The sequence below is a fragment of the Pseudomonas fulva NBRC 16637 = DSM 17717 genome (assembly GCF_000730565.1).
Classification (GTDB): Bacteria; Pseudomonadota; Gammaproteobacteria; order Pseudomonadales; family Pseudomonadaceae; genus Aquipseudomonas; species Aquipseudomonas fulva.
In genome coordinates this window covers 56,822-78,487 of record NZ_BBIQ01000013.1, presented here as the reverse complement: position 1 = coordinate 78,487, position 21,666 = coordinate 56,822, and the positions used below count along the sequence as shown (strand labels likewise).

At 59.7% G+C, this 21,666-nt stretch carries 27 protein-coding genes and 1 pseudogene; 6 read left to right on the top strand and 22 right to left on the bottom strand.

Going from position 1 to position 21,666, the window contains the following annotated elements:
* Positions 1–1,041: 1,041 nt before the first annotated feature.
* The 22 genes and pseudogenes from PFU01S_RS22935 to PFU01S_RS14180 all read right to left on the bottom strand — a co-directional run.
* Positions 1,042–1,839 (bottom strand): annotated as a pseudogene (locus PFU01S_RS22935) (phage tail protein); the annotation flags it as partial.
* Positions 1,829–2,440 (bottom strand): phage tail protein I, encoded by a 612-nt coding sequence (locus PFU01S_RS14280; protein ID WP_028687331.1) that lies wholly within the window; start codon positions 2,438–2,440, stop codon positions 1,829–1,831. The gene PFU01S_RS14280 and the pseudogene PFU01S_RS22935, both read right to left, overlap by 11 nt.
* Positions 2,440–3,327, bottom strand: a complete 888-nt coding sequence (locus PFU01S_RS14275) for a baseplate assembly protein (protein ID WP_028687332.1) — start codon at positions 3,325–3,327, stop codon at positions 2,440–2,442. Before PFU01S_RS14275 ends, PFU01S_RS14280 begins: the two co-directional genes overlap by 1 nt.
* Positions 3,324–3,650: a GPW/gp25 family protein gene (locus PFU01S_RS14270; protein WP_028687333.1), complete on the bottom strand. Its 327-nt coding sequence runs from the start codon at positions 3,648–3,650 to the stop codon at positions 3,324–3,326. Before PFU01S_RS14270 ends, PFU01S_RS14275 begins: the two co-directional genes overlap by 4 nt.
* Before the next feature lie 3 nt (positions 3,651–3,653).
* Entirely contained in the window at positions 3,654–3,863 is a 210-nt protein-coding gene (locus PFU01S_RS14265) for a hypothetical protein (protein ID WP_033736937.1), read from the bottom strand.
* Positions 3,864–3,903: 40 nt separating this feature from the next.
* Positions 3,904–4,464 (bottom strand): phage baseplate assembly protein V, encoded by a 561-nt coding sequence (locus tag PFU01S_RS14260; protein ID WP_028687334.1) that lies wholly within the window; start codon positions 4,462–4,464, stop codon positions 3,904–3,906.
* Positions 4,461–4,991: a hypothetical protein gene (locus PFU01S_RS14255; RefSeq protein ID WP_028687335.1), complete on the bottom strand. Its 531-nt coding sequence runs from the start codon at positions 4,989–4,991 to the stop codon at positions 4,461–4,463. Before PFU01S_RS14255 ends, PFU01S_RS14260 begins: the two co-directional genes overlap by 4 nt.
* Positions 4,981–5,646 carry a hypothetical protein gene (locus tag PFU01S_RS14250; protein ID WP_028687336.1) on the bottom strand — a complete coding sequence of 222 codons (666 nt, stop codon included), beginning with the start codon at positions 5,644–5,646 and terminating at the stop codon, positions 4,981–4,983. The genes PFU01S_RS14255 and PFU01S_RS14250 overlap by 11 nt, the downstream gene beginning before the upstream one ends.
* Positions 5,643–5,957, bottom strand: coding sequence for a head-tail joining protein (locus tag PFU01S_RS14245; protein WP_028687337.1), 315 nt, complete (start codon positions 5,955–5,957; stop codon positions 5,643–5,645). Before PFU01S_RS14245 ends, PFU01S_RS14250 begins: the two co-directional genes overlap by 4 nt.
* Before the next feature lie 2 nt (positions 5,958–5,959).
* Positions 5,960–6,955 (bottom strand): major capsid protein, encoded by a 996-nt coding sequence (locus PFU01S_RS14240; protein ID WP_028687338.1) that lies wholly within the window; start codon positions 6,953–6,955, stop codon positions 5,960–5,962.
* A gap of 62 nt (positions 6,956–7,017) precedes the next feature.
* Entirely contained in the window at positions 7,018–7,365 is a 348-nt protein-coding gene (locus PFU01S_RS14235; RefSeq protein WP_028687339.1) for a head decoration protein, read from the bottom strand.
* Positions 7,362–8,519 carry a head maturation protease, ClpP-related gene (locus tag PFU01S_RS14230; protein ID WP_028687340.1) on the bottom strand — a complete coding sequence of 386 codons (1,158 nt, stop codon included), beginning with the start codon at positions 8,517–8,519 and terminating at the stop codon, positions 7,362–7,364. The genes PFU01S_RS14235 and PFU01S_RS14230 overlap by 4 nt, the downstream gene beginning before the upstream one ends.
* Positions 8,516–10,006 (bottom strand): phage portal protein, encoded by a 1,491-nt coding sequence (locus PFU01S_RS14225; protein WP_028687341.1) that lies wholly within the window; start codon positions 10,004–10,006, stop codon positions 8,516–8,518. Before PFU01S_RS14225 ends, PFU01S_RS14230 begins: the two co-directional genes overlap by 4 nt.
* A complete protein-coding gene (locus tag PFU01S_RS14220) occupies positions 10,003–10,209 on the bottom strand; it encodes a phage head-tail joining protein (RefSeq protein ID WP_028687342.1) in 207 nt (68 codons plus the stop codon). Before PFU01S_RS14220 ends, PFU01S_RS14225 begins: the two co-directional genes overlap by 4 nt.
* Position 10,210: 1 nt before the next feature.
* Entirely contained in the window at positions 10,211–12,250 is a 2,040-nt protein-coding gene (locus PFU01S_RS14215; protein ID WP_028687343.1) for a phage terminase large subunit family protein, read from the bottom strand.
* A 4-nt stretch (positions 12,251–12,254) separates the two neighbouring features.
* Complete coding sequence (locus PFU01S_RS14210; RefSeq protein WP_028687344.1) at positions 12,255–12,836, bottom strand: hypothetical protein; 582 nt, start codon at positions 12,834–12,836, stop codon at positions 12,255–12,257.
* Between the two features lie 160 nt (positions 12,837–12,996).
* On the bottom strand, positions 12,997–13,344 hold the full coding sequence (locus PFU01S_RS14205; RefSeq protein ID WP_028687345.1) for a phage holin family protein: 348 nt from the start codon (positions 13,342–13,344) through the stop codon (positions 12,997–12,999).
* Between the two features lie 208 nt (positions 13,345–13,552).
* Positions 13,553–14,101 (bottom strand): hypothetical protein, encoded by a 549-nt coding sequence (locus tag PFU01S_RS14200; RefSeq protein ID WP_050437998.1) that lies wholly within the window; start codon positions 14,099–14,101, stop codon positions 13,553–13,555.
* A 325-nt stretch (positions 14,102–14,426) separates the two neighbouring features.
* On the bottom strand, positions 14,427–17,207 hold the full coding sequence (locus PFU01S_RS14195) for a bifunctional DNA primase/polymerase (protein ID WP_028687347.1): 2,781 nt from the start codon (positions 17,205–17,207) through the stop codon (positions 14,427–14,429).
* Positions 17,204–17,407, bottom strand: a complete 204-nt coding sequence (locus tag PFU01S_RS14190) for a TraR/DksA C4-type zinc finger protein (RefSeq protein ID WP_028632509.1) — start codon at positions 17,405–17,407, stop codon at positions 17,204–17,206. The genes PFU01S_RS14195 and PFU01S_RS14190 overlap by 4 nt, the downstream gene beginning before the upstream one ends.
* Positions 17,400–17,888 carry a phage regulatory CII family protein gene (locus tag PFU01S_RS14185; RefSeq protein WP_028687348.1) on the bottom strand — a complete coding sequence of 163 codons (489 nt, stop codon included), beginning with the start codon at positions 17,886–17,888 and terminating at the stop codon, positions 17,400–17,402. The genes PFU01S_RS14190 and PFU01S_RS14185 overlap by 8 nt, the downstream gene beginning before the upstream one ends.
* 223 nt (positions 17,889–18,111) lie before the next feature.
* Positions 18,112–18,336, bottom strand: coding sequence for a YdaS family helix-turn-helix protein (locus PFU01S_RS14180; protein WP_028632507.1), 225 nt, complete (start codon positions 18,334–18,336; stop codon positions 18,112–18,114).
* Between the two features lie 96 nt (positions 18,337–18,432).
* On the opposite strand from PFU01S_RS14180, the gene PFU01S_RS14175 reads away from it, so the two are divergent.
* The 6 genes from PFU01S_RS14175 (at position 18,433) to PFU01S_RS14145 (ending at position 21,523) form a co-directional block, all read left to right on the top strand.
* The gene (locus PFU01S_RS14175; RefSeq protein ID WP_028632506.1) at positions 18,433–19,137 is read left to right on the top strand and encodes a LexA family transcriptional regulator; all 705 of its coding nucleotides are present in this window, start codon (positions 18,433–18,435) and stop codon (positions 19,135–19,137) included.
* Between the two features lie 297 nt (positions 19,138–19,434).
* Complete coding sequence (locus PFU01S_RS14170) at positions 19,435–19,944, top strand: hypothetical protein (protein WP_028687349.1); 510 nt, start codon at positions 19,435–19,437, stop codon at positions 19,942–19,944.
* A complete protein-coding gene (locus PFU01S_RS14165; protein WP_028687350.1) occupies positions 19,941–20,186 on the top strand; it encodes a pyocin activator PrtN family protein in 246 nt (81 codons plus the stop codon). Before PFU01S_RS14170 ends, PFU01S_RS14165 begins: the two co-directional genes overlap by 4 nt.
* Positions 20,187–20,271: 85 nt before the next feature.
* Positions 20,272–20,769: a hypothetical protein gene (locus PFU01S_RS14160; RefSeq protein WP_028687351.1), complete on the top strand. Its 498-nt coding sequence runs from the start codon at positions 20,272–20,274 to the stop codon at positions 20,767–20,769.
* Positions 20,766–21,251 (top strand): nucleoside/nucleotide kinase family protein, encoded by a 486-nt coding sequence (locus PFU01S_RS22655; RefSeq protein ID WP_248694600.1) that lies wholly within the window; start codon positions 20,766–20,768, stop codon positions 21,249–21,251. The genes PFU01S_RS14160 and PFU01S_RS22655 overlap by 4 nt, the downstream gene beginning before the upstream one ends.
* A complete protein-coding gene (locus PFU01S_RS14145; RefSeq protein WP_028687352.1) occupies positions 21,248–21,523 on the top strand; it encodes a pyocin activator PrtN family protein in 276 nt (91 codons plus the stop codon). The genes PFU01S_RS22655 and PFU01S_RS14145 overlap by 4 nt, the downstream gene beginning before the upstream one ends.
* The last annotated feature ends 143 nt before the right edge of the window (positions 21,524–21,666 follow it).

The window sequence follows — 21,666 nt, the reverse complement described above, 5'->3', positions numbered from 1 at the left end:
ACTGCATCCCGCCGCCAGCTGGAAACAACCGGTTTGATTGAACTGGATGTGGAGCAGCGCCATGGACGCATTGGGGAATGGCGAGTTCTTAGCGGTGCCCTCTGCTCGATACAAGCCCGATTCGGTTACGCCATCAAAATCAGGAATCGTGACGCCGATAGTCGTTCCCAACCCGAAGGCCTGAAACGCAGCCGCGACCGCCGCCATATTGGCAATCAGCTTGTTGACCGACCCCAGCGGGGCTGTTGGCACTTCCGGCGAGCCGGTGAATACGGGCGAATCAAGCTCAGCCACCTCTTTCAGTTTGCCACGCCCTACAACGAACCAGGCCGAACCAGAAGACGCCAGTTCGGCCCATTCCAAGGGTTTAAGAGCGAACGAACCACCCGTGGTGCCTGCATCCACAATTGAGCCCGAAGACGCCACCACGATGTTCTGCGTCGCCGTGGCCGATGGGTTGCGCAGCATTACCGAGGCGCCATTGCCAACGTCGGCAACCGATGGCAACGCCAAGGTCACAGCGCCGCCGTTAAACTGCACAGCGTTGCCCATCTGCGCGGCTGTCAGTGTGGTGTTTGTGCTCACACCAATAACTGCGGTCTTGAACTGACGCGCCGAAGCAGCCACGGCAGTAGCCAAGGCGCTCATGTTCGCAATCTGCAAGCCGGTGCTGCTTGCAGACGGCGTCGGCGTCTCAGGTGAGCCGGAGAACTTTGGCGATATCAGATTGGCCTTTTTGGACAGCTCATTGACCATGCTGGCCGCAAAGTTCGGGTCATTGCCAATTGCGGTGGCCAGCTCTTTGAGCGTGTCCAGAGCACCCGGCGCCGAGTCGACCAAACCGTTTACCGCCGTTGTCACCGAATCGGCAATAGCCTTGGCGATTTCGCTTCGGCTGTAGGTTTCCGACTTGGTATAAACGTCGGTAATACCATAGCCCGCAACGGTGGTCGGGTTTGTCGCGGAAACCACGCGGCCGTACTTATCGACCTGCACGCTTTTGTACGTGCCGGCGTTCACACCCGTGCGTCCGAAGGCCATTTCAAATGACAGCGCCGTAACGCCCAGGGCAATGGGCGCATCCGTGACCAGCTGCCAACCGCTGTCACCGTTGACCATGCCTGACTCAACCAACACCAACAGCCCAGGGGTCACCTTGGCAGTAGTGTCGGCATCGGTAGAGCGCTTCCACGCGCCGCCCGATACCACGGTGTAAATACCGTTTTCCTTGGCCGTCGCTTGGTTCTTCACCAGCACCCGCGCCCCGGCTGTCAGCGTCACGCCGTCAATCGTCTGCAGGCCCGACAGGTTGATGCCGGCAGTGGTGGCCACAAGCACCGAGTGCTTGAAGTCCTGGCGGCTCAGTTCTTCGGTGACCCATTCACGTGTGGCCAGCACAACGCTTGGGTCGATCTTGAGTTGGACGCTTGCCGCGTTGCTCACCACCAGGCTCATGCGCAACACCTGGGTGCGTCCCGAGCCCTGTGACAGTAGCGGCTTGTAGGTCGGCGCGCAGTTGGCCACAGCCACCAGGTCGCCGGCCTCGTCGTACAGACCGATTTCCCGAATCCACTTACCGCCAATGTCGGCCGGTATGACTTGCTCGGCCACGATGATTGACGGGTCGTTGTCGTCGACCTTCAACTGATTCAGCGGTGCACGGCGCCACTCGTTGATCAGCGTCTTCTGCGTTGCGTTCGGGGTGGGCTCGGCGCCGTTGGCATCGCCAACCCCCATTTGCGTGATCTTCCACGGGATGCCCAGCGCGTCGGCGTTGGCCTGCTTAGCCGCGCCGATGTTCGTGAGGATCGCGTAGAACTGCGTGTTCTTATCCGCCATATCCGATTTCCAGAGTGTCAATTGTGGTTTCGCGACCCCCGCGCCCAATCACGCCGATGACTTCAATGTCACGCTGCATGGGCGGGTACACGCTAAGAATGTCGCCTTCACTAAGGCTTGCACCGAAGTAGAACCGGCCATTGGCTTCAAGGCTGATTTCCAGGCCGACCATGTGCCGACTCACGGGCCGGGCGTCATCGAGCAGCGCCGACAATTCCCGGTAGGTGTCGTCGCTGATACCCGAATCAGATACCCCGACCTTGAGCGCGAACGTGCCAGGCACGCCCGCCGGGGCCATGTTCCACCACTCGACCACCTCAATCAGGTAGCCGAACGGCTCCACCACGCGGCGCAGCGCGCCGATGGTTCCCTTGTGCTTGTGGATGTAAAACGAGGACTTGATGACCGAGCGTTTAACCGCCTCCGACCATCCATCGTCCCAGCGGTCGACAGACCAGGCCCATGCAAGCTGGTACAGCAGGTGCGCTGGGCAAGTGTCCGGGTTGTACAGCGTGCGCAGCGTAATGGCCGTGGTTTCGGTCCCGGCGCCCTCCACGGCCCGCTCAAGCGGCGTAGCGTTGTTGGGGAGTAGGCTGGTCATCACGTACCCCGCAGTACGTTGATGCCTGTACACCACGCTGCCTGCGCCTTGGTGGGCTTGATATCCGTCCAGGCGGTCAGCTCAACCCGTGAAACCCCGTTGATGTGCAACTGGGCGTCAACCCCGGACCTGGCCACCTCAACCCCCAGCCGGCGCCGGGGGTTAATCCAAGCCTGCAGGCGCTCGCGGCACGTCGCCAGAATCGCCTCATTCTCAGGGCCGTTGCTGACCATGTAGACCTTGGCATCGACCTTGTACGGCAGTATCTGCGCGCTCTGCACTATGACCCGATCCGCTACCGGCCGCACGTCGTCGTCATTGAGCTGCGCTGCAACGGTTGCGAGCAGATCGGCGGGGGCCGCGCCGTTACCTTCCAGCGACAGCACGGTGACAACCACCACCGCCGGCGACGGACTTTCGGCCGTGGCATCGGCCACCAGGCCCGAGGCGTTACGGGCGTGCAAAATGTAGCTGTTACGCGGCCCGGCCGTGGTCAGGCCCTCATACACCAGTTGCACACGCTCGCGAAGCGCGTCGTCTTCCTCCATCACCGCCGGTACCGGCGGCACCGCGGCTAAATCCTCGGCCTGGATGACCAGACGTTTGAGGTTGACGTTTGCCGCCAGCTGATCAAGGTCGGTGCCTTTGGCGTAGGCCAGCAGCAGCGCCTTGCTGGCATCGTTGACCCGCGCCCGGTTGAGCAAGCGCCGATAGCTGCCAAGCTCGATCAGCTTGGTGACCGGGTCGCTTTCCAGCGGCGCGGACCACTCTTGCCCGTCGTCCTCCATCAACTGGCGGTAGGTCGCCAGCTCGGCCTGATACGTTTCCTCGAAATCCAGCGCCTCAAGCACTGCCGGCGCCGGCAGCGCCGTTAAGTCAATGGTCATGCACTTATCTCCAGTACCGTGTCGTCGCCCAGGTACTTGCCGGTCAGCTGCAGGGTGATTTGCCCGCCGACGACCGAAACCACCTTGACCCGCTCCAGCTGCAGACGGGGCTCCCAACGCCCCAAGGCGCGTGCCACTTCGGCCTGTACGGCGCTTTTCCAGCCCTCATTCACCGGCAGGTCGACGTAACGGCGAATGGTGCTCCCGTAGTCCGGGCGCATGCGCCTAGAGCCCAGGGGCGTGGTCAGAATGTCCTCAATGGACTGCCGCAGATGGGCCAGGCCCGACAGCGGCTTACCCGTTCGGCGGTCCATTCCGATCATGGGTTACACCTCCTGGCTCAACGCCTCGAAGTCTCGCCGCGCGTCCAGATACTGGCGCGCCTCGTCGTCGTCGGGCTGGACAACCAGGCGGCCGCGCTGCACTTTCAGCTCGCGGCCGTTGGGCATGAATAGCGAGCGCTGCGCGTAGGTTTTGTCGCGATAGATCAGCGCCGCCGGCGCACTGGGCGCAGCGGGAGCTTTCTTGGTTCCCATGGGATGCTCCAGAGATGAAAAAGCCCGCTAGAGCGGGCTGTTAGTGTTTGTGATTTGGCGTGTTGCCAGCGGTGTCGATGATTCGCGCACCACCTAAAATGTCCCCCGTTACGCTCAACTCTCCGTTGATTGTCACAGGGCCGGTCAGGGTGATGGCTGCGGCTTTGGCTGTAATAGCGTTATCGGTCACCACCACTTCACTGCCGGCCACCTTTAAAGCAACCGTGCCGCTCGGAAGCGTGATGGTGTAGCTCTTTGCCTGCCAGTCGTAGACCAGCGAGCCGCCGTCATCGAAACGCCATACCTCTACGTGCTCACGGTTATCCGGCTGCGCACCGGCGTTGCCGTAGAGCCCAGGCACAAACGTGCCTTGGGCGGGCTCGCCGCTTGGGCTGATGAGCGCGCCCTGCTCGTTCAGACTGGGCGCACGCCAATGGCGGGCCTTGCCGGCAGCCTGGGCATGCCAGCGGACCCAGGCACTGGTCCAGCCGCTGCCATCGGAAACGCGCACCATGGCAGCCGCCAGGTCAACGGCCACCACCCGGCAGGGGATCACCATGCACGACAACATGCGGTCATGTTGCGCGGTTGCGTACGTCAAACCAAGGCCTCCGGCGCGACGTAGTGATGCTCATTACCTGGGCCGGTGTCTGGATCGAACGCGACGACCAGCGGGCCGGGCTCTAGGGACCAGGGCCATTCTTCTTCACCGAGATAAATGACCTGCGTCCATTCGACAACCCATACGGCAAAGCTGTCCAGCTCCGGCCGGCTCCAGTCTCGCTCTGCACGCACGAACTCAGCGAACTCCACAGCCAAGCCCCAGGACTGCATACGCAAAAGCACCGTCAGCTGTGCTGCAACGAAAGCCGCAACATGCAAACAGTTGTCTTCCTCTCCCGGAACAAGCACCCGCGCTTCGAATCGAGCCTCTACCGCAACTTCACCGGTACCAGGATCCTTGTCGGCATTTTCAAACCCGGCCAGTTCCAGCACCACAGCAGGCGGCGGTACCACCTCAATACCGCTTGGCATGGTTCCAACGTACTGCAGGCCCGGAATGGCCTGCCTGATGTGCTCTTCCATGGCCGCGTAGACCTGAGCGAGCGGGATGGGGTCATCGACCATTGCCGGTTCTCCGTAGGTATTTCTGCAGTTCGAAGTTCAACTCCTGCTCCATCACAACCACCAAGCGCTGGTGAGCGCGCCCGGTCCACTCCTCAAAGTGGGGCCGGACGTCCGCCAGGGAAATCTTGGCCTTGGCCAACGGGAAGCGGCTGTCGTTTTCAGAGATCCAGCCGGATCGGTGACCGCCGCGGCCTGATACCTCGCTATCCGGGTAGTCATCCGCATCGAAGTGTCTACTGGCTGTGCGGATCCATATATCTGGCTTGCCTCCGTATACCGTCTTGAAGAACGCGCCTTCATATTTACGGCCCGCCACTGACACCCCTGTGCGTGTTTGGCGTGGCCGCCCCGCACGGCTGGCCTCGATGGCATTGATACCAAACCACAGCTTCCCGCGACCGCTTCCCGACACAGGAAACGCCCTGAGCCGTTGCCTCACTGCCGCAATAGCGATGCGCTGCTGCTGACCAACCGCACGAGCGATGTGAGTCCGCAGCCAGCGCAGTGTCTTGTTGATTGCCCTTCGCTGGGCTGCGTGAGCGGCTTTGGGGAATTGCCGAGTGAATTGATCGAATACATCCACCCCGGCGGGATCCAATTGCAGCGTGATCAAACCGCTGTTGGATGCCTGCTTGAAATAGCTGCCTACACTCATAGCGCTTTCCTCAAGATCAGCGTTACAAGTCCATCGCCACCAGGCTCACTGCCAGCGATTGTGTACGTCCCGCCACCGTCCTCGGCCGGCAGATCGATCACGACCCTTTGCTTGACCTCGACACCTGCGTTGTCGCCAACGCGGATAACCAGATGCGGCTCGCGAAGCGCTGTTCTGATCTGGCCGAGCTTGGGTTGCAACCAAGGCGCCGAAAACATCCCGAGAACCGGACGACCATCGATCTCAGCCGGATCGCCCAGCACGTCAAAGATCGCCTCATCCACGTCGTCGACCAGGTCACGGAAAGCCATGATCAGATCGTCAGGCGGATGACAGCACGCGGGCGGGTGCAGATGTGTAATGGGTTGGACTGTGCTTCGCCCTCAACCCCCTTGCCGAACTTCATTTCCTCGATCTTGCTGTAATACGGCAGCCCTTCGGTGTTGACCGTTTCCATGTAGTCCGCAGGGGCATAGATAGACAGGAATAGGTCTGAGACACCTTCTGGTACCAGACGAGCTTCGTCGTCAGGCACAAACGGAACACCCGATACCTTGCCCCGGTAGCGCTCCCAGGTGATGCCACCGAAGTCGAACGTTTCGCGGCCATCGCCACGCAGCGCAGCGGCCTGCTGGCTACCTTTGTAAGTCTCGACCACCGACTGATGGGCAATCAGCTTCTTCCAATAGTTCTTGCCACAGAAGGCACGGGCGCCTGTGGTGGTGACGTTACCGAGCGCGTCTTCTTGCATGTCCAGCGCTTCCACACACTGAACCTGGACATTCACATTCGCATCGTTCAGCCCCATCGCCAGCTTCTGCTGGGACACACCAAATACCTTGAAGATATCCAGCAGCACTAAGGAACCATCAGCATCCAGCACTTTGCCGTTGATTGCCCCCATGCGGTGAAACTCGTGGGTGGCATCCAGCTGACGCTTTGCTTTGGCCAGGCGTTTGTTCACCACATCCTGCACAGCCTGCAGCTCGGTCAGGCTGCCAAAAGCGCGGATACCTTGGATTTCGTCCGCCTTGATAGCAAAGCGCTGCGGCAAGTGGACCGTGTTGAACGGGATCAGAGTGCGCTTGCTGCCCCCGACTACCAGGCCGGAAGTGCCGCGCTCGCCGGCAGGCACCAGCGCAAGGGTGTCACCGTCCTTCTCGATCTGCACAGTCAGGGTAGCAACCCCCTCCTCTTGAAACAGACCAAGTGCGGCAAGGCGACCTGGGAGATATTCCTGATCGTTAATAGCTGCGGTGAGGGCCGCAACACTGAAAGCGTCGTCTTGAAAAATGGCAATGTCAGCCATGAAGTACTCCAGAAAGTAAGAACCCCGCTCTAGGCGGGGTTGAGAGAAATGAGGTAACAGGTTCAGCGCAATATGATGAAGTGCGCGGCTAAGGCTTGTTCGGCATCCGCGTCTACACCTGTCAGCAGAGTCTCATGCACCTCGGCAAGGCGAACCACTGCGCGGCCGCGCCGGGTAATGTCGGACTCGCCCAAGGATGCATAGAGAATACAGACGGCCTTTTCACTGCCGTCTTCCGCAGCAGGGTTGTAGGCGTTGAATTCACCGCTTGCGGTGACTAGACCGAGCAGCTGGCCGGCGACCAGTGCCGAGCCAGCGGCTACGTTGATGGCTTCTCGGGAAATTTTGCCCGGTCCTTCGGAAAGCAGGAATTCCCCGGCGTGAACCGGTTCTTGTTGGATGCTGCTCATGGTCGTGCTCCTCTGTTGGCGGCTTGCCGGCGGGCAGCCCAAATGCTGGAGGGGTTGGGTAGTTGGGCCCTGACTTTCTCTGGTTCGTCATCGGCCGGGGGGAGGCTGTTGTCGATCTCGATTCCCTTGCCTGAGCCGACCACCTTCTCGAACAACCGCGCCCGCACCGCATCGGGCTCCAGCCCGGCCATCACGAACTCAGCGGTAAGCTCTGGCAACCGAGCTGCTACGCAGAGCCCGTGTACATCCTTGGCGCGATTCAAAGCGGCCTGCACCTCGCTCGGATTGATCAGTTTGGTCGAGGCAATCAGAGGCTCAACCAGGTTGCTGATCCCCGCTTTCGCACAGGCTTGCGTGATCATCAAGGCAAGCGCTGTGGCATCACCGGGACTTGGCGCTGGGAGTTCAAGCGGCGTTGCCGGATCGTCTGCGGATGGTTCCAAGCTGCTTGCCAGCTGGTCCAGTAGCGTCTGGGGAGTGTTTCGGTACCGCGCCATGGCGTTGCCTTGGCCAAGGCAGGCCCGTACCTGAAGGCCATTTCCAACCTCATCAGCCAAACCGAGTTCGAGCGCCTCCTGGGCGGTGAGCCAGGTTTCATCGTTGACCATACGGCGCAATTCAGCTTCATCGATATCAGGTGCTTTGGCCTTGTAGGCTGCGATGATCACTTCGAACGCCTGATCGAGCACATCGGCTACACGTCGCAATTCCTCTGCATCCCCACCCGCCCAGGTGTATGGGTTGTGGATCATCAGGATTGCGTTCGATGCCATCACCACCCGATGTGCGCCGCATACCGCTACGCTGCCAGCGCTTGCCGCCAGTGCATCGACTCGGCCCGTACAGCGCTCGCCCAGGCGGCTCAGCGCATTGTGGATGGCAAGCCCTTCGAATAGGTCGCCACCGTTGGTGTTGAAAGCCACCACGACCGGCGACACGCCATCGTCGACCGCTTTCAAGTCCTGAATAAATTGGTTTGCGGTAATACCCCACCCGCCAATCTCGCCATAAACGTAGACTTCGATGGGAGTGGGCTCACCTCCATCAGCGCCCTCCTCCTTCACGGCTGCAGTGATCTTGTACCAATGCTGATCTTCGACTTTCGGCACCGAGGGCGCCTTGTTGAAGATGCGAAACGGCATCAACGGTTTCATGTCTTCCCCTTTTCGCCGGGTTCATCAGGATCATCCTCAATGACCGGCAGGCTTCTGTAGTTGAGGCCCAGGGCCTTGGCCCGAGCAATGTCGGCGGCGTTCTCTTCGTCCACCACCTCTGAGTCGGTCCCGTTGCGCAGACAAACTTCGCTGCGCGATGCGAACCCCGCAGCGATTTCCATACTGCGTGACTGGACGTCTTGAACCGGGTGGATATAGGCCCAACCCTGCGGCACCCAGCGGGTACGCTGATACTCACGCCGGCGCTGGGAGTAGTCCGGTAGCTCCAAAGCCCCGGCGAGCACGGCCATGTCCAACCAGGCTTTGCGTACTGGACGACAAAGCTGGTGGACATACACTTGGAACTGAAGCTGCTCAAGGCGCCGCCGAAACTCGTTCAGCACCACGCGGATCGCCCGGTCGTTCACGCCCTGCATGTCACCGGTCATCAGCTCGTAGGGAAGCCCCGACCCGGCGGCCGCCGCCATCAGCTGCTGCCTCATGAAGTCGGGGTAGTTGTTGCCGGCATCCGGGGGGGCCGAGAACTCCACCTGTTCCCCAGGGAGCAGCTCCTGCATCGTCCCGGGCTCCAGGCCTACCATAGGCGTGAAGGCATCCCGGTCGAACTTGACCGGCGCCCCTGTGACCATGTCGAGTTGAGGTGCCCCATCGGGGGCCGGCTTGCGGACGAAACCCGCGAACAGGTTGGCGACCTCCTGCCGGAACAGCACCGCATCGTCGAAGTTGTCCAGGCTGCGCAATCGCTTGAGGACCGGCGCCAAACGCGGCACTCCGCGCAGCTGTCCAGGCTCCAAAGGCTCGAAAACATGCAGCATCTGCTCTGCTGGAATCCGCACCAGCTGGTTGTAGCCCGCATTGAGCGATGACTTATCGCTGGGATGGTTGCGATGGCACCAGTACGCCACACGACGGCCAATACCGTTGAACTCGATGCCCGCCCTGACCACATTGCCAGAACGGGTCAGCTCGAACTTGTCATGGGGAATGAATTCTGGCGCCAGACACTGCAGCTGCAACGGTACCGCGTAGCCATCTTCCGGTCTGCGTGGACGCAGGCGAATGAAGCACTCACCTGACTGTTCGACGGTGCGCGCTACGAGTGCTTGCAAGCCGTAAAAGTCGGTGAGTTGATCGGCATCAGCTTCATCCACCCAGTCCTCCCACAGTTCCTGCATTGCCTTGCGCACCGCCTTGTCCAGCAATCGCGGGTGCGGTGTGATCCCAGTGCCGATCAGATTGCTGACGCGCTTATCAATGACGTTGGCGGCATAGGGATCATTGCGCACTGCACTGCGCGAGCGTGATCGCAGGTTCCTCAACGCGGGCATGATCAGGCTGTTTGCGCCGGTGTCCGGCGCGTCCCACCCTGATGAGCGCCGCCCCTCTGCAGCGCCTTCATAGCTGGCCTTGATACGCTCAGGCACCAAAATTCCCGAACGCCCAAGGGATAGGTATCGTCCGCTCAAAGCCCCTTACCCCCGTGATAAATGCGGATCACCCGGGACCGGGGCCCGGCAGCGGCAGTTAGCTCAGTGCGGATCAGGTCACGAGCCCGGATCAGCTCGTCAACCGTGCGGTACTCAACGGTGCGGTCGGTGTACCGGACGGTCTTTTCACCACGCGCAATCGCCCGCTCGACCGCGTCGAGGTGGGCCTTTGTATATGCCATGTCAGCGTCTCTTGAGATAGCCGCTGCTGGAGCTGCGGCGTTGCGTGGGTTGGGGTGCGGCTCGCGGAGCCGGCGGTGGTGGTGGGGGATCGTTGCGCTTGACTGGAACAGGCGCGGAACCCGGCGACTCGACTTCGTTATCCAGGTCGTCATCAGGCTCACTGGCCTGGGGCCGGGCTGGCTCCGGTTCGCCTTGCTCGAACAAGTTGGCCTGAGCGAGCGCCTGCCGCAGCCTGTCCCAGTCCTGCTCGCCGTAGCGGTGAAGGCCGAGAAAGTTGGCCATGGCCAAGTTGTACACCATCAGGTCGAGCGCTTCGTTGCGGTCGGCCTTGCCTTTTACCCACTCGATTCGCTTGTAGCCCTTTACGTAACGGGCAATCTTCCGCTCGGCCACACACTGCTTGAAGAATTCATCCGGCAGGTCTTTGGCGAAGTGCAGCGCACCAGGCCCCTTCTCAAAGCTGTAGCGGTTGTAGATCCAGTCCTTGGCCGTGTCGGTACCGACGATCCACAACTCCGCGCCGTTGCGTTCCGTTTGCCCCTTCCAGGTGACATCCACCTGGGACGGCCGCTGAGCGATCACAGGGCGCCCCGGCTTGCTCGCGCCCTTGAGCGCGAACACGTTGCGCCAGCGGCGTACGCGTGTGAACTGATACACCTCATGCGTGTGATGACCGCCGGAGTCGATGCCAGTGGCCAGGATCCCCAGGCTCACACCACAGGGGTGCCGGTACCGGACCTTTAGACGTTCATCCAGTAATTCCCAAGTACGCTCATCAGCCGGATCACCTGGGATAACCTGGTGATCAACCACCCAGCGCTCCATCCCGGCCCCCCAGGCCATTGTCATCAGTTCCAGGCGGTTGGCCTGTACGTCAACGGCGGCGGTCAATGCGAGTGCCCCAACTGGCAAGGTGCCTAGAACGTAGTCCTCTTGCAGCGCCCTCGCCTGCAGCACCTCAGCTTTGGTCTGCTCGACCGCGCTGTCCCAAACCTTCGCCAGACGGGTGTTGTAGAACACCTGCATGGGTTCAAGGTCACCCCGGTCCTGGGCGCGCTTGGCCTTCTCGAACTGCTTGGCCAGATCAGCCCATGAGGTCCAACCGAGCGGGGCATACAAAGCATTGAGGTGGAAACCAACCGTTTCCCCATCGCCCTGGGTGGTCGAGCGCCACTCACCCTTGGCGAGCATCTCGCCCTTGTAGTGTTCCTCGATCAGCACATCACAATCGCCAGATGAACACCTGTAGTGGACTGTCTGGAAATCGGCTGAATAAAGCAGGTTCTCCCACTCCAATACCTGCATGTGACCGCAGGTCGGGCACGGGACGTAGTAGTACCGCTGGTCACTCATCTCGAACAGGTCAGATATCCGCGATGCACCTTTGATAGTGGGCGAACTGGAGAAATAGAACTTGGCATTCCGGCCAAAGGTACTTCCCCGGGTTTCAGCCAGGTCAACTGGGTCCCCCTCTTCATCGACGTCGACGTCCCACCGGTCGATCTCGTCGCCGTAGATGAATCGTGCGGCCAGCTCTGCAAGGTTGGAGGCCGAGCCAGCCGTGGTGGCGTACAGCGTGCCGCCTTCGAACTCCTTGGTGTCCATGGTGTTACGTGCATCCCGTGAACGGGAGGTCGCTACTCGCGCTTTCAGCTCTGGCGTAGCGGCGATGGTCTTCCCGATCCGTGCTGATACCCGCTTGGCCAGGGCGAGGCTTGGCAGCAACGTCAGGATGTTCGAGGGAGACATATGGATCAGCGCCCCGATCCAGTTCAAGGCGATCTGAGTTTTCATCAGCTGCGAGGCGACCATGGTTATGACGCGCTTGCAGGGATGCGCTGGTGATAGGCAGCGCATAGGTTCACGGGCATACGGCGTCCGCGCCGTGCGGTATTTGCCGGGCTCGGCTGCACCAGTATCACGCGGGATGCGCATGTACTCGTCAGCCCATTCGTCCACCCACAATTCGGGGTCGGGCTTCAGCCCACGGCCATACGCTTCGCGGTACACCTTGGCACCGTCCGCGTATCCGGTGGGCATAGGCTCAGCTCTGTGTCATGGCTTGTTCAAGATCGGCGTCGCTCATCTTCGCCGCGTCTTCGAAGACTTGGCGAAAGGCGCCGTTGAGGTGCTTTTCGATTTCCCAAGAATCGTTCATCCCGGTCAGCTCTGCAGCAAGCTGGGGTGCAAGGCCGAACACCAGGTCGCGAAGTGTGCGACCAGCCGTAAAGGCTGCATCCTCCACAGACTTGCGCTCGACCAGGTTGCCTTGCACCTTGTTGAATTCGGCCTCCGCCAGTTGGGCGAGATAGAACTCGCGGTGTGCCCTCGCCTTCTGGAAATCCAACCCCTTGCCTGGTTGCTGAACCGCTGGCTGCACCGCAGGAGTGTCACTGACCGGCAGGAGTTGGCTGCGGACATCTCGGTCAATTCGGTTTTCCTCATGCCGGGCCGTGACGGCCGCTTTGCTGGGGTCAGCCGACTCGGCTAGCAGCGCCTCTGTCGCCTCGACATCAACTTTGCCACCTTCGGTGAGCACCAGCCGATCCTGGCTGGCCAGCTTGGAAACATAGGATTTTGACCATCCGCGCCTGGCGGCGAATTCCGATTTCGTCAGGTATGTCATTGCAAAATGTCCAGTTCACCCAATGAATCCAAGGGGTTAACCAGTTCACCGCAGTTCACTAAGCTGGTGAACCTCCCGCTAACGAAGAACCGCGGGTTCCCAGTCCCGTACCCCGGCCAGGTTGCCAGGGTCCCCGGCACCACCGGGGCTGCCGGTCGTCTCACTGCCCCGGCTCTCCGGCCTGTGGCGGCGCCTGCTCGATGCCCAACCGCTTGGCGGCCCAGCGCTCATACAGATTGATCGCCACATCGGCGCCGGCCATCGCGGTCAGGCAACCGACCGCTGCCGCCGCCCACACCGAAACACCGAGGGCGTACAGCAGCATGTTGGTCGACAGCCCGCAGGTGACGCAGGCACCAGACCGCAGTGCCAACCGGCGAACCAGCCCCCACCCGCGAGCGCCCGCCTTGTCGGCCCGCCACATTTCTCCCGAAACACCGCCGACTAGGGACAGCACAATCACCATCCAGATCGGCAGTTCGGCTAACGCTTGTTGCTCGCTGTTCATTCAAGCCTCGTTGGCAAAGCAAAGTGCCGGAAAAAGAAAACCCCGCCAGTGGGCAGGGTTCTCGATGCACCGATAGGTCGGGGCCGGTTGCACAACACAGTGCTTATGGGGGAAAGCGCCTAAGCGCACTTTTGATATCGTGAGGACTTTTTACAGGTCACCGGAAAAACCGAAAAGAGCCTATTTTCGGTACGTCGCAATGTGGTGACTATCTGTCATTCATGTTGCATGCAAGTCGCATCCCCACCCGACGAACGGTCTGTTGTCGGACGCGGCCTGCGCGGGCGGCAAGTACAGAGAAGACCTGTAGATGCAGCGCCTTCACCCAGTTCCGATAGGTACGGTCGGCGTGCTCGCCAAGCCCGACCTCCCGCATCTGCGCCCTGATGGTGGCCAGCTCCATGTACCTCAGCTCGGCCAGCTTGGCCAGCGTTGCTCCACGTTCGTCACGGCGGGCTAATTCAGCCACCGCCGCATCGACTTCGGCAGCGGCATGGTCCAGGCCTGCGCCTGATACCAGTATTCGTGCACCAGAGGCACCGGTGCGTGGCGCCGATCCCTTCCATTCCATGATCGTACCCATTTGGCTGCCGATGCTTGCTCCAAGCCCAAGCTGCCTGCGCTGCTCTCCCCAGTGATGCATCAGACCGGCCACCAAGTGCAGGCGCTCGGTTTGATCAATCAATTCGGCCATTTCCTTGATGTGCTGGGCCAACTGCATTTCGCGCTGAAGGCCTTTACGGGCGTCCATGTTCATCGTTTTACCTCCAAATTCAGCACCCAACACACATTTGGCCAACCCAACACAGACCCAACACACAATAAACTCAATAAATTCAAAGGGTTAGAGTTACCTTTGTTGAGTGTGTTGGGTGTGTTGATTTTTTCAGGGCTCGCATGGAGATTTTTTCCCTCCATGATTTCGGTGCTTGCTAAAGATCGTATGCGCGCACGCGTGCGCGAACCCAACACACCCAACACAGACTGACCGCAAGCCACGAATTCCGGGGGCTGCATGTGTGTTGGCTTGATTAAACCAACCCAACACCGACCCAACACACCCAACACACTTGCTGACGCACTCATGCAGCCACCCTTTTTATGTGGTCCCAGGCTTCCACCGTCCAGCCTGCGAGCTTCGCTCGCTCACGCCATTCGCGAACATTCTTCCCCAGCACGGCCGCATTCATGGATGGGGGTAGGGAAGGATCACCATCGGTGGGCATGAAGAACGCTGCAAATCGGCGGGTTACGCACTCTGTGGAGCAGTCAGACCAGGGTATAGCCCTCGTCTTCTCCACCTTCGCGCTCAACATCAGCGAGAACTTGGTTTGACTCATGGCATGCTCTTTGTTGTGAGCACACCACTCGATGAACATGGCGTACACATCTGACGTCAGGCAGCAGCCCCAAAGGCCGTAGCCAAGCTCTCCATTGCGCCAGAGGTGGTAGAAGGTCTGCCAGGCCGTGCGGCTCAGCTCAACGAGGCGCTGACGAGCCTCTGTCTTCGGCGGGCGTGTACGTTGATTGAAGTCCTCGAGGTCGACGTCTAGAAGCCATCCATACAAAGCAGCCACGCCACCGTTAGCCAGCTCTGTGGAAATCGCCTTCTGCCTTTCAGGGGGCAACGTCTCCAAGGGCCACATCACCAGCATCCGGCGGTCGTCTTCGCTGATCGGCCACGGCATGATCTCATTGCTCAGGAATGCAGAGTTCATGTGGTTGGACTCTTCCCAGCCGTTGATAAACTTGGACTCCATGCGCACCGTCTTGCCGGTGATCATGTGCTTGATCTTACCGACCTGGTTGTATCGCTGATCCCGACTCACAACCTCTTCGAATACCGCCCATAGCTTGCCGCTCTGCCAAGCGTTGAAGTTGCCCTCCAACTGCGCCTGCCCTACCGTGGCGCTGTATCTGCCATACAGCTCGCCCATGATGTCTGCGAACAGTAAGCTCTTACCCGAGCCCTCCATGGTTGAATGAAAGAGGATCGCGGTGTCCATCTTCGCACCCATGTGCTGGAGCGGGTAGGCGAGCCACTTGATCAGCCAATTCAGGGCTTCCTCGTCATTGTTACAGAGGAACGCGATCAGCCAGCGCAGGTTCTCGCAGGCAGCGTCATCGCGCACCGGCGTAAGCGGCAGGCCCTCGAAAGTGTTGATGTAGATCGCAGGATCTTTTGTCATCGTCGGGTCGAACACGATATGGTCAACGTCCACCACCCGACGGTCCGGGCTGTTCAGCCAGAGCTGATAGGCATCACCCAAGGCCATCTTGACGCTACCCTCGGGCAGGCGCCGCTTCTTCTCACGGTCCCAGGCCTCTTTCGTACCGTCGATATAGATGTACCGGTCCAGCGGCTCCAGTTTCAGCGCACCGCCCTTCTTGCTGGACATCTTCCGAGCGTGTTCAAGCTCCGTCACCTGCTCAGAACCGATCAGCTTCTTGTCAGTGCGCTCTACCCACTCCTTAGCCAGCGGCTTCCCAACCAGGGCTTCGAACCCTGCCCGCTTCATCGCCCTGCCCTTATCCAAATCCCACACGCTGGTGGTTCCTTCCACCAAGGCGAACCGGCGCATCGCACCATCGATATCCAGGGTGTCACCCCCGTTCCCCCCCTTGGCCGAGGAGCCGGCCGGGCTGGGGGCTTCTTCATCCGATGGGGCGTGGGGAAGTTGCTCGGCATCACTGTCTTCATGCGGTGGCTGCTCGGCCTGCTCGATCACAGATGGGGCGCGGGGAAGTTCGCCTAATGGTGGAGGCGCCGGCGGCCGAGACTTCGCATCTATGCCGAGGATTTGAGCCGCTGCCCTAGTCGCCGCCCTTTGATCACCGTCGTGCATAAGGATGCAGAAGACATCGAACGCATCATTCTTGTGTCCGTTAGCCAACGGATCCGATGTGTGATGCGAATAGAGTTTGCCGTCCGTGATCGTCACCCCTGGCTGGCCTGAACTGCTGTGCGGGCTCAGCCACTTGCCATCAATACGCTTGTAGCCATGAGCTTCGATCATGGTTGCAATGTCGTGGACCCGATTGAACTCAGGAATCACCTCTGGAAGCCGGTCACCTGACCTAGCTGTTGGGGATGTTGGCCTGGCACTAGGCCGAGAAACCGATGGAGGCTTTGGCGCCTTCGGCTTCCACGGACATACGTTTTCTCCCTGGACCTTGAAGGCATCCCAGTCCTGCCAGATCTCCAACAGATCGGTCGGCAATTCAGGCAGCCCTTCTGCAGCCGGCGGGGTCTTCCACGTGTAAGGCTTACCAGTACCTGGGTGTATGGATGGCGGCAAGACGTCCTGCACCAAACCGCCACGCAACTCGAACACGGTCACCTTCTTGAATGGTTCAGCCGCCATGCGGAACGCTGCTTCGCGGGCCGCGTCACCGCTCTCCATGGCAGCCTTTACTTGCGCTATCAACCCTTTGTAGATGGTGCCATCAGGGTCATTCCTGTTCGGCCACACCAGTGCGTGGCGGCTTAATTCCACGCCTTCAGGCACACGAAACATCACGCGGAAGCGTTCAGGATTTCCGACAGAGGTGGGATATTCCTCGGCTAGGGCGTCAACATTGAGACCCAATGTTTGCTGAAGGACCAGCCGCGTTAGTTCGACGTCGTCAACATCGAGCGAACAGACACGACTCGGCCCAAGCACAACACCGAGGTTATGGCTCGGGTTCGCGCTCCAGAACGCCTCTGCCTTCGACGGGTCGGTGAAGTACCCGCCAGGCTTGTTCCAACCAGTGCCCTTTGGTCCTTTCTCACCTGGCTCAATCGGAACGAGTGCGAGATCGAAGGTTTCAATGTAACGCCGCGCCCAATCAGCGGTTGCACGTGTTGGGCGCTCGCTCATCTCCGGCGCTCCCGCAGGCTCTGGCAGTCGATGCAGGTTTCGCATCCTGCAACCGATTGCTGGCGGGCCAGAGGTATCGCTTCATCACAGTCCTCACAGAACTGTGCGCTTGGCTTGTCGGGAAGCCGAGCAAGACGCCGCAATGACAGCTGCAGGAAGTACTCGGCGTGGTCGTTTGCAAAATCAACGGCGTCAGCCATGGGCTTCGTCCTCCATGGCTTGGCGGGCACCGGCCATGATGGCCAGGACTTGGCGGATCACATCCATCCCCCGGTGCTCAAGGTCGAGCACCTCGGTTTCCGTCCAGACGTTGTCAGCAGCTCCGTCGTGCAGGCTACCGACGAATTCACCGGATTCTTCCAGCAGCTTGGCAACGGCATGAAGCGCCGCATTCGTCGCGGGTACTGGCTCAGGCTGATACCAGACCACCCCGGCCGGCCGAACAAGGGCATCAAGCAGACGAGGGTCTGCGGTCCAGCGAACAATCTCCTCGATCTCGTCCGGGCTGGGCCAACGCCGCTCTTCAGTGGGATGGAGTTTCTTCTGCAGGGTGTCCACATCCATGACCATGTCGAAGGCCAATTTTGTGATACCACCGTGATAGTCACGACCGGCGCGATAGAGCGCCTGACGCAATGCGAGAACCGGACCAGCGTCCGGCAAAAGATCGATGCGACTCATAACCGTAAATCCTCGGTTTACGGTGTAGCCACAAGAAGGGGTAACCCCTATCCTACAGCCACGACCGTTTTGCTTTGCGTAAATCCGCGCTGTGCTGTGCGTGTATTGCATGCGGTAACAGTCGTCCGGTCGCACTTGTGAGAGAGGCTGCCGGACGATGGGAGTGACGATGCGTAGCACTGTCATAGCTGGGCCGGGAGGTGAGAGTCCTGGCTCAGCGGTCCTACTTTTTTTCCTGCCTCAAGTACCCCCAATCAATGTCTGGACGGAGCGACTCGCATCGAATCTCCCCGCCTGTTTCCCGATCCAGGCTGACAGCCAAGCCCGCACTCGCCCGACGGTTCCCGTAGGCCACCTGCTTGAGCTGACCTACTGAAGTTCCGCAGTGCTGTGCGAGGGCATCCAGCCCCTCCTTGTTCATGGTCTTTAGGTACTCGCTGAGCGTCATAGGGCCTCCATTGGCAGGCAGATTAGCAATTGCTAATTTTCTAAGCAATAGCAGATCGTAATTTACTGTTTGCTAACGGAAAGCAATCATCACGGCATGGACATAAATGAAAGGCGTATCGCCTCACTCCGTACGATCATGGGCAAGCTGAGCCAGAAGGAATTCGCTGAGGCTCACGACCTAGACGCGTCGTACCTTTCGCAGCTACTCAACGGCCACCGGAAGCTGGGCGAGAAAGCTGCGCGAAATCTGGAAGTCAAAATAGGACTTGCGGCAGGGATGCTGACATCTCCTCCTGCGGAGGAGCCCTCCAACGCAGCCCCTACGAACGTCGTTCGCCTGCCCACCAGGGCCACAAAGGACAAGAACTTCGTGTTGATTCCGTACCTCGATATCGCGGGATCAATGGGCCATGGCAAGGTAGCCCCAGAAATGCACATTGAAGTCATCCGCGACATGACGGTCCATCTCGATTGGCTGAGGATGCAGGGCCTCACCTTCTCAAAGGTTGAAAACCTAGCCATCATCACCGGCGATGGCGACAGCATGTCGGGTACATTCGCTGACGGCGACGCCCTTCTGGTGGATCGTGGAATTTCCGAAGTTCGAACCGACGCTATCTATGTGTTCACCTTGGAAGGTGATCTCTATATCAAGCGTCTGCAGCGCCTAACCGGTGGCCAGCTACGGATGATCTCCGACAACCCGATCTACCCCCCCATCACCATTGATGAGTCGATGATCGAGCGGATGCACATCCAAGCCCGCGTTCTGCTGGCCTGGAACGCCAAGAAGCTCTAACCGTTCAACGTTGCCTCACACCGGGGATATGCCGGGGAGTAACGACGCCCTGCTAATTTAGCATCTGCTATTGATATAAAAATTAGCTTTTGCTAATTTCTATCTGTGCCCACTCTCACACCTAGGACACAGACAAATGAAAACAGCACAGCGAAGCGGACCGGCAGCGGTCCTGATTCATCCAACAGCTTGCATTAGCCCTGCGAGAATCCAGGCGTTCCAGCGCAGCACTGGCTTGCAACTGATCGTCGCTCTGAACGGGAAAACTCAGGCTATCCCCGCCGATGGGGGTGCAGCATGACCGACTTCCAGATTCCTCTGCGTCAGATCATGTTGTTGCAGCGTACCCTGGATCACGGAGGCACGGCGACGTGCAGACTGCAGCGTCCTGAAGTCACTGTCGATGCCCACATCGAGATTGAAAACGACAACACACACCATTGCATCAAAGTATCCGTGGGCCCGCTCAGCAGCAGCCTCACCCTGCCCCGTGCGCTGTCCACCAAGTGTCAATCCTTGCGGGATTTCGTGCAGGACCTTGCGAATGGACGGACTGACACCGGCGCCCAATCGGAACAAGCGCTGGCACTGATGGAGGCGCAGGCCTGCGTCGAAGAGGTGCTGCAGTCGGGTCAAACCGCCTACGTCATCGCCACCGTCAACCGCCAACTTCCCCTTGGCGCAGTCGTAACCAACGACCAGGGCGACGTCTGCGTTGCTGTCACTGGCTCCAGCAAAGAGCAACTCGCAGCAGCCGTGCACGCCAAGCTTCAGCCCGGCCCTGACGACTTCGGGAAATGCGCATGAGCACCTTGGAGCAACTACGCGCCGAGTTCTCCACCCCCTGCCCGACGCTGTCCGCTGTGAGGGAGCGCTACTTCTCCCACATCGGGTCAGACAGGCGCTTCAAAGAACTCATCAATAAAGGGCGGATTGGTCTTCGCGTAAGCAAGATTGACTGCTCTAGGAAAGCCTCATACGTGGTTTATCTGCACAACCTGGCCGAGTACCTCGACCGTCAGGCAGACCGCGATAAGCAATCCGCCTGAACCAGGCGGCCCCGGCCAGCAGGGGCATTCCGCCCGCCACTGACTCTCACCTTGCCCGGTGGCGGGCTATCTCGGAGCACAGCGCATGCAACCGCACCAGCAAGTACTCGCTTTGGGGATCGTATGGCTAGTCAGCCTGATTGCCCTCACCTTTATCATTCCGAAGGTACGACATCGTGCCTTCCTCCACGGCGTCGACGCGGGTAAACAGCAGCAAAGAGCTGATCTGAAGCTGCAGATCAAAGGTTTGCAGGCAGATCTGGACGAGGCACGCATTCAGGCTGAGGCAGTACAACGCAAGCACCATCTGACAGTGGCTAACCTCAAAGCCGGCATTGCTGAGCTTGAAGCCCGCATCATGTCGTACACCGGCCTAGCCGTGACCAAGAAGGACTACGAGAGGCTTGTTAGCGCCTCGTCTACGATGCGACTAGCCCAACGTACGTTCAAAGCATTGAGGATCGAGTCGGAAGCCATCAAGTCAGGGGCACAGGCAGAGTTGATTGACGAATTGGCCAAGCGGATTCACGAACAACTTCGCGTCAACCTTGGTAGCGCCGCTACCTCAGGAGCTGCCGCATGACTGCTACCACCCGACGCAGCTGCATCGTCCACGGTCCAGCGGGATGCGGCAAATCCACCCATGCCTATGTAATCGCCAAAGCGCTTGGCTTGAGTCGAATCCACGACAATTGGACTGGGGGCGCCCCCGTGCCGCTGTTGGATACTTTGATCCTGACAGACGCGGACAATCCCTCCTGGTACTTCAACGGCCGGGTGCTGACTTTCAATCAGGCTATGCAGCTGGTCGAGCATGAGAAATCTAATGAACTGCCTGCGCCCGATGTAGACCAGCGAGCCGCCGCTTGGCTCGGCCAGGCCGGGCTGTACCGCACTCGGTTTGACGCCGTGCGAAACTTCGAGCAATCCGTTACCCCAGTTACCACCGCCGAGTTATTCAATCTTGCCAGCAAGCAGGTGCTAATCCAACTCCATGGAGATCGCCAACCCCCTCGCCCCAGCGCCGGAAAATCTAACTCGCAGGAAAAGGAGGGCTTCGCATGAACACAGCCTTTGTTTTGATGGCGCAGTATAACGGCACGGCGATTATCTCGCTTGAGCAGGTATGCAGGGACTACTTTACTCACCTCACCCCTGACATGTTTCAACGGAAAGTTCTTGCCGGACAGATCAAGCTTCCCATTACTAGGCTCGAGACAAGCCAGAAGACCGCGCGAGGCATTCATATTGCCGATCTGGCGCAATACCTAGATCAGCAGCGGGAGGCTGGCCGTAAGGAATGTGCGCAATTGAACAAGACGCTTCGAGCCGGCTAACTGGGTGATTGCACGTCGCCTGGCCAGTGTCCGTGCCCGTCGGCATCGTTGATGGTCAACCCGGACCGGCCTTTGGCGAGGGCTGCTAACGACCTAAAGCAGCCCTTAACCACGGGCTGCAATGGACCAGCATCAGTCAAATA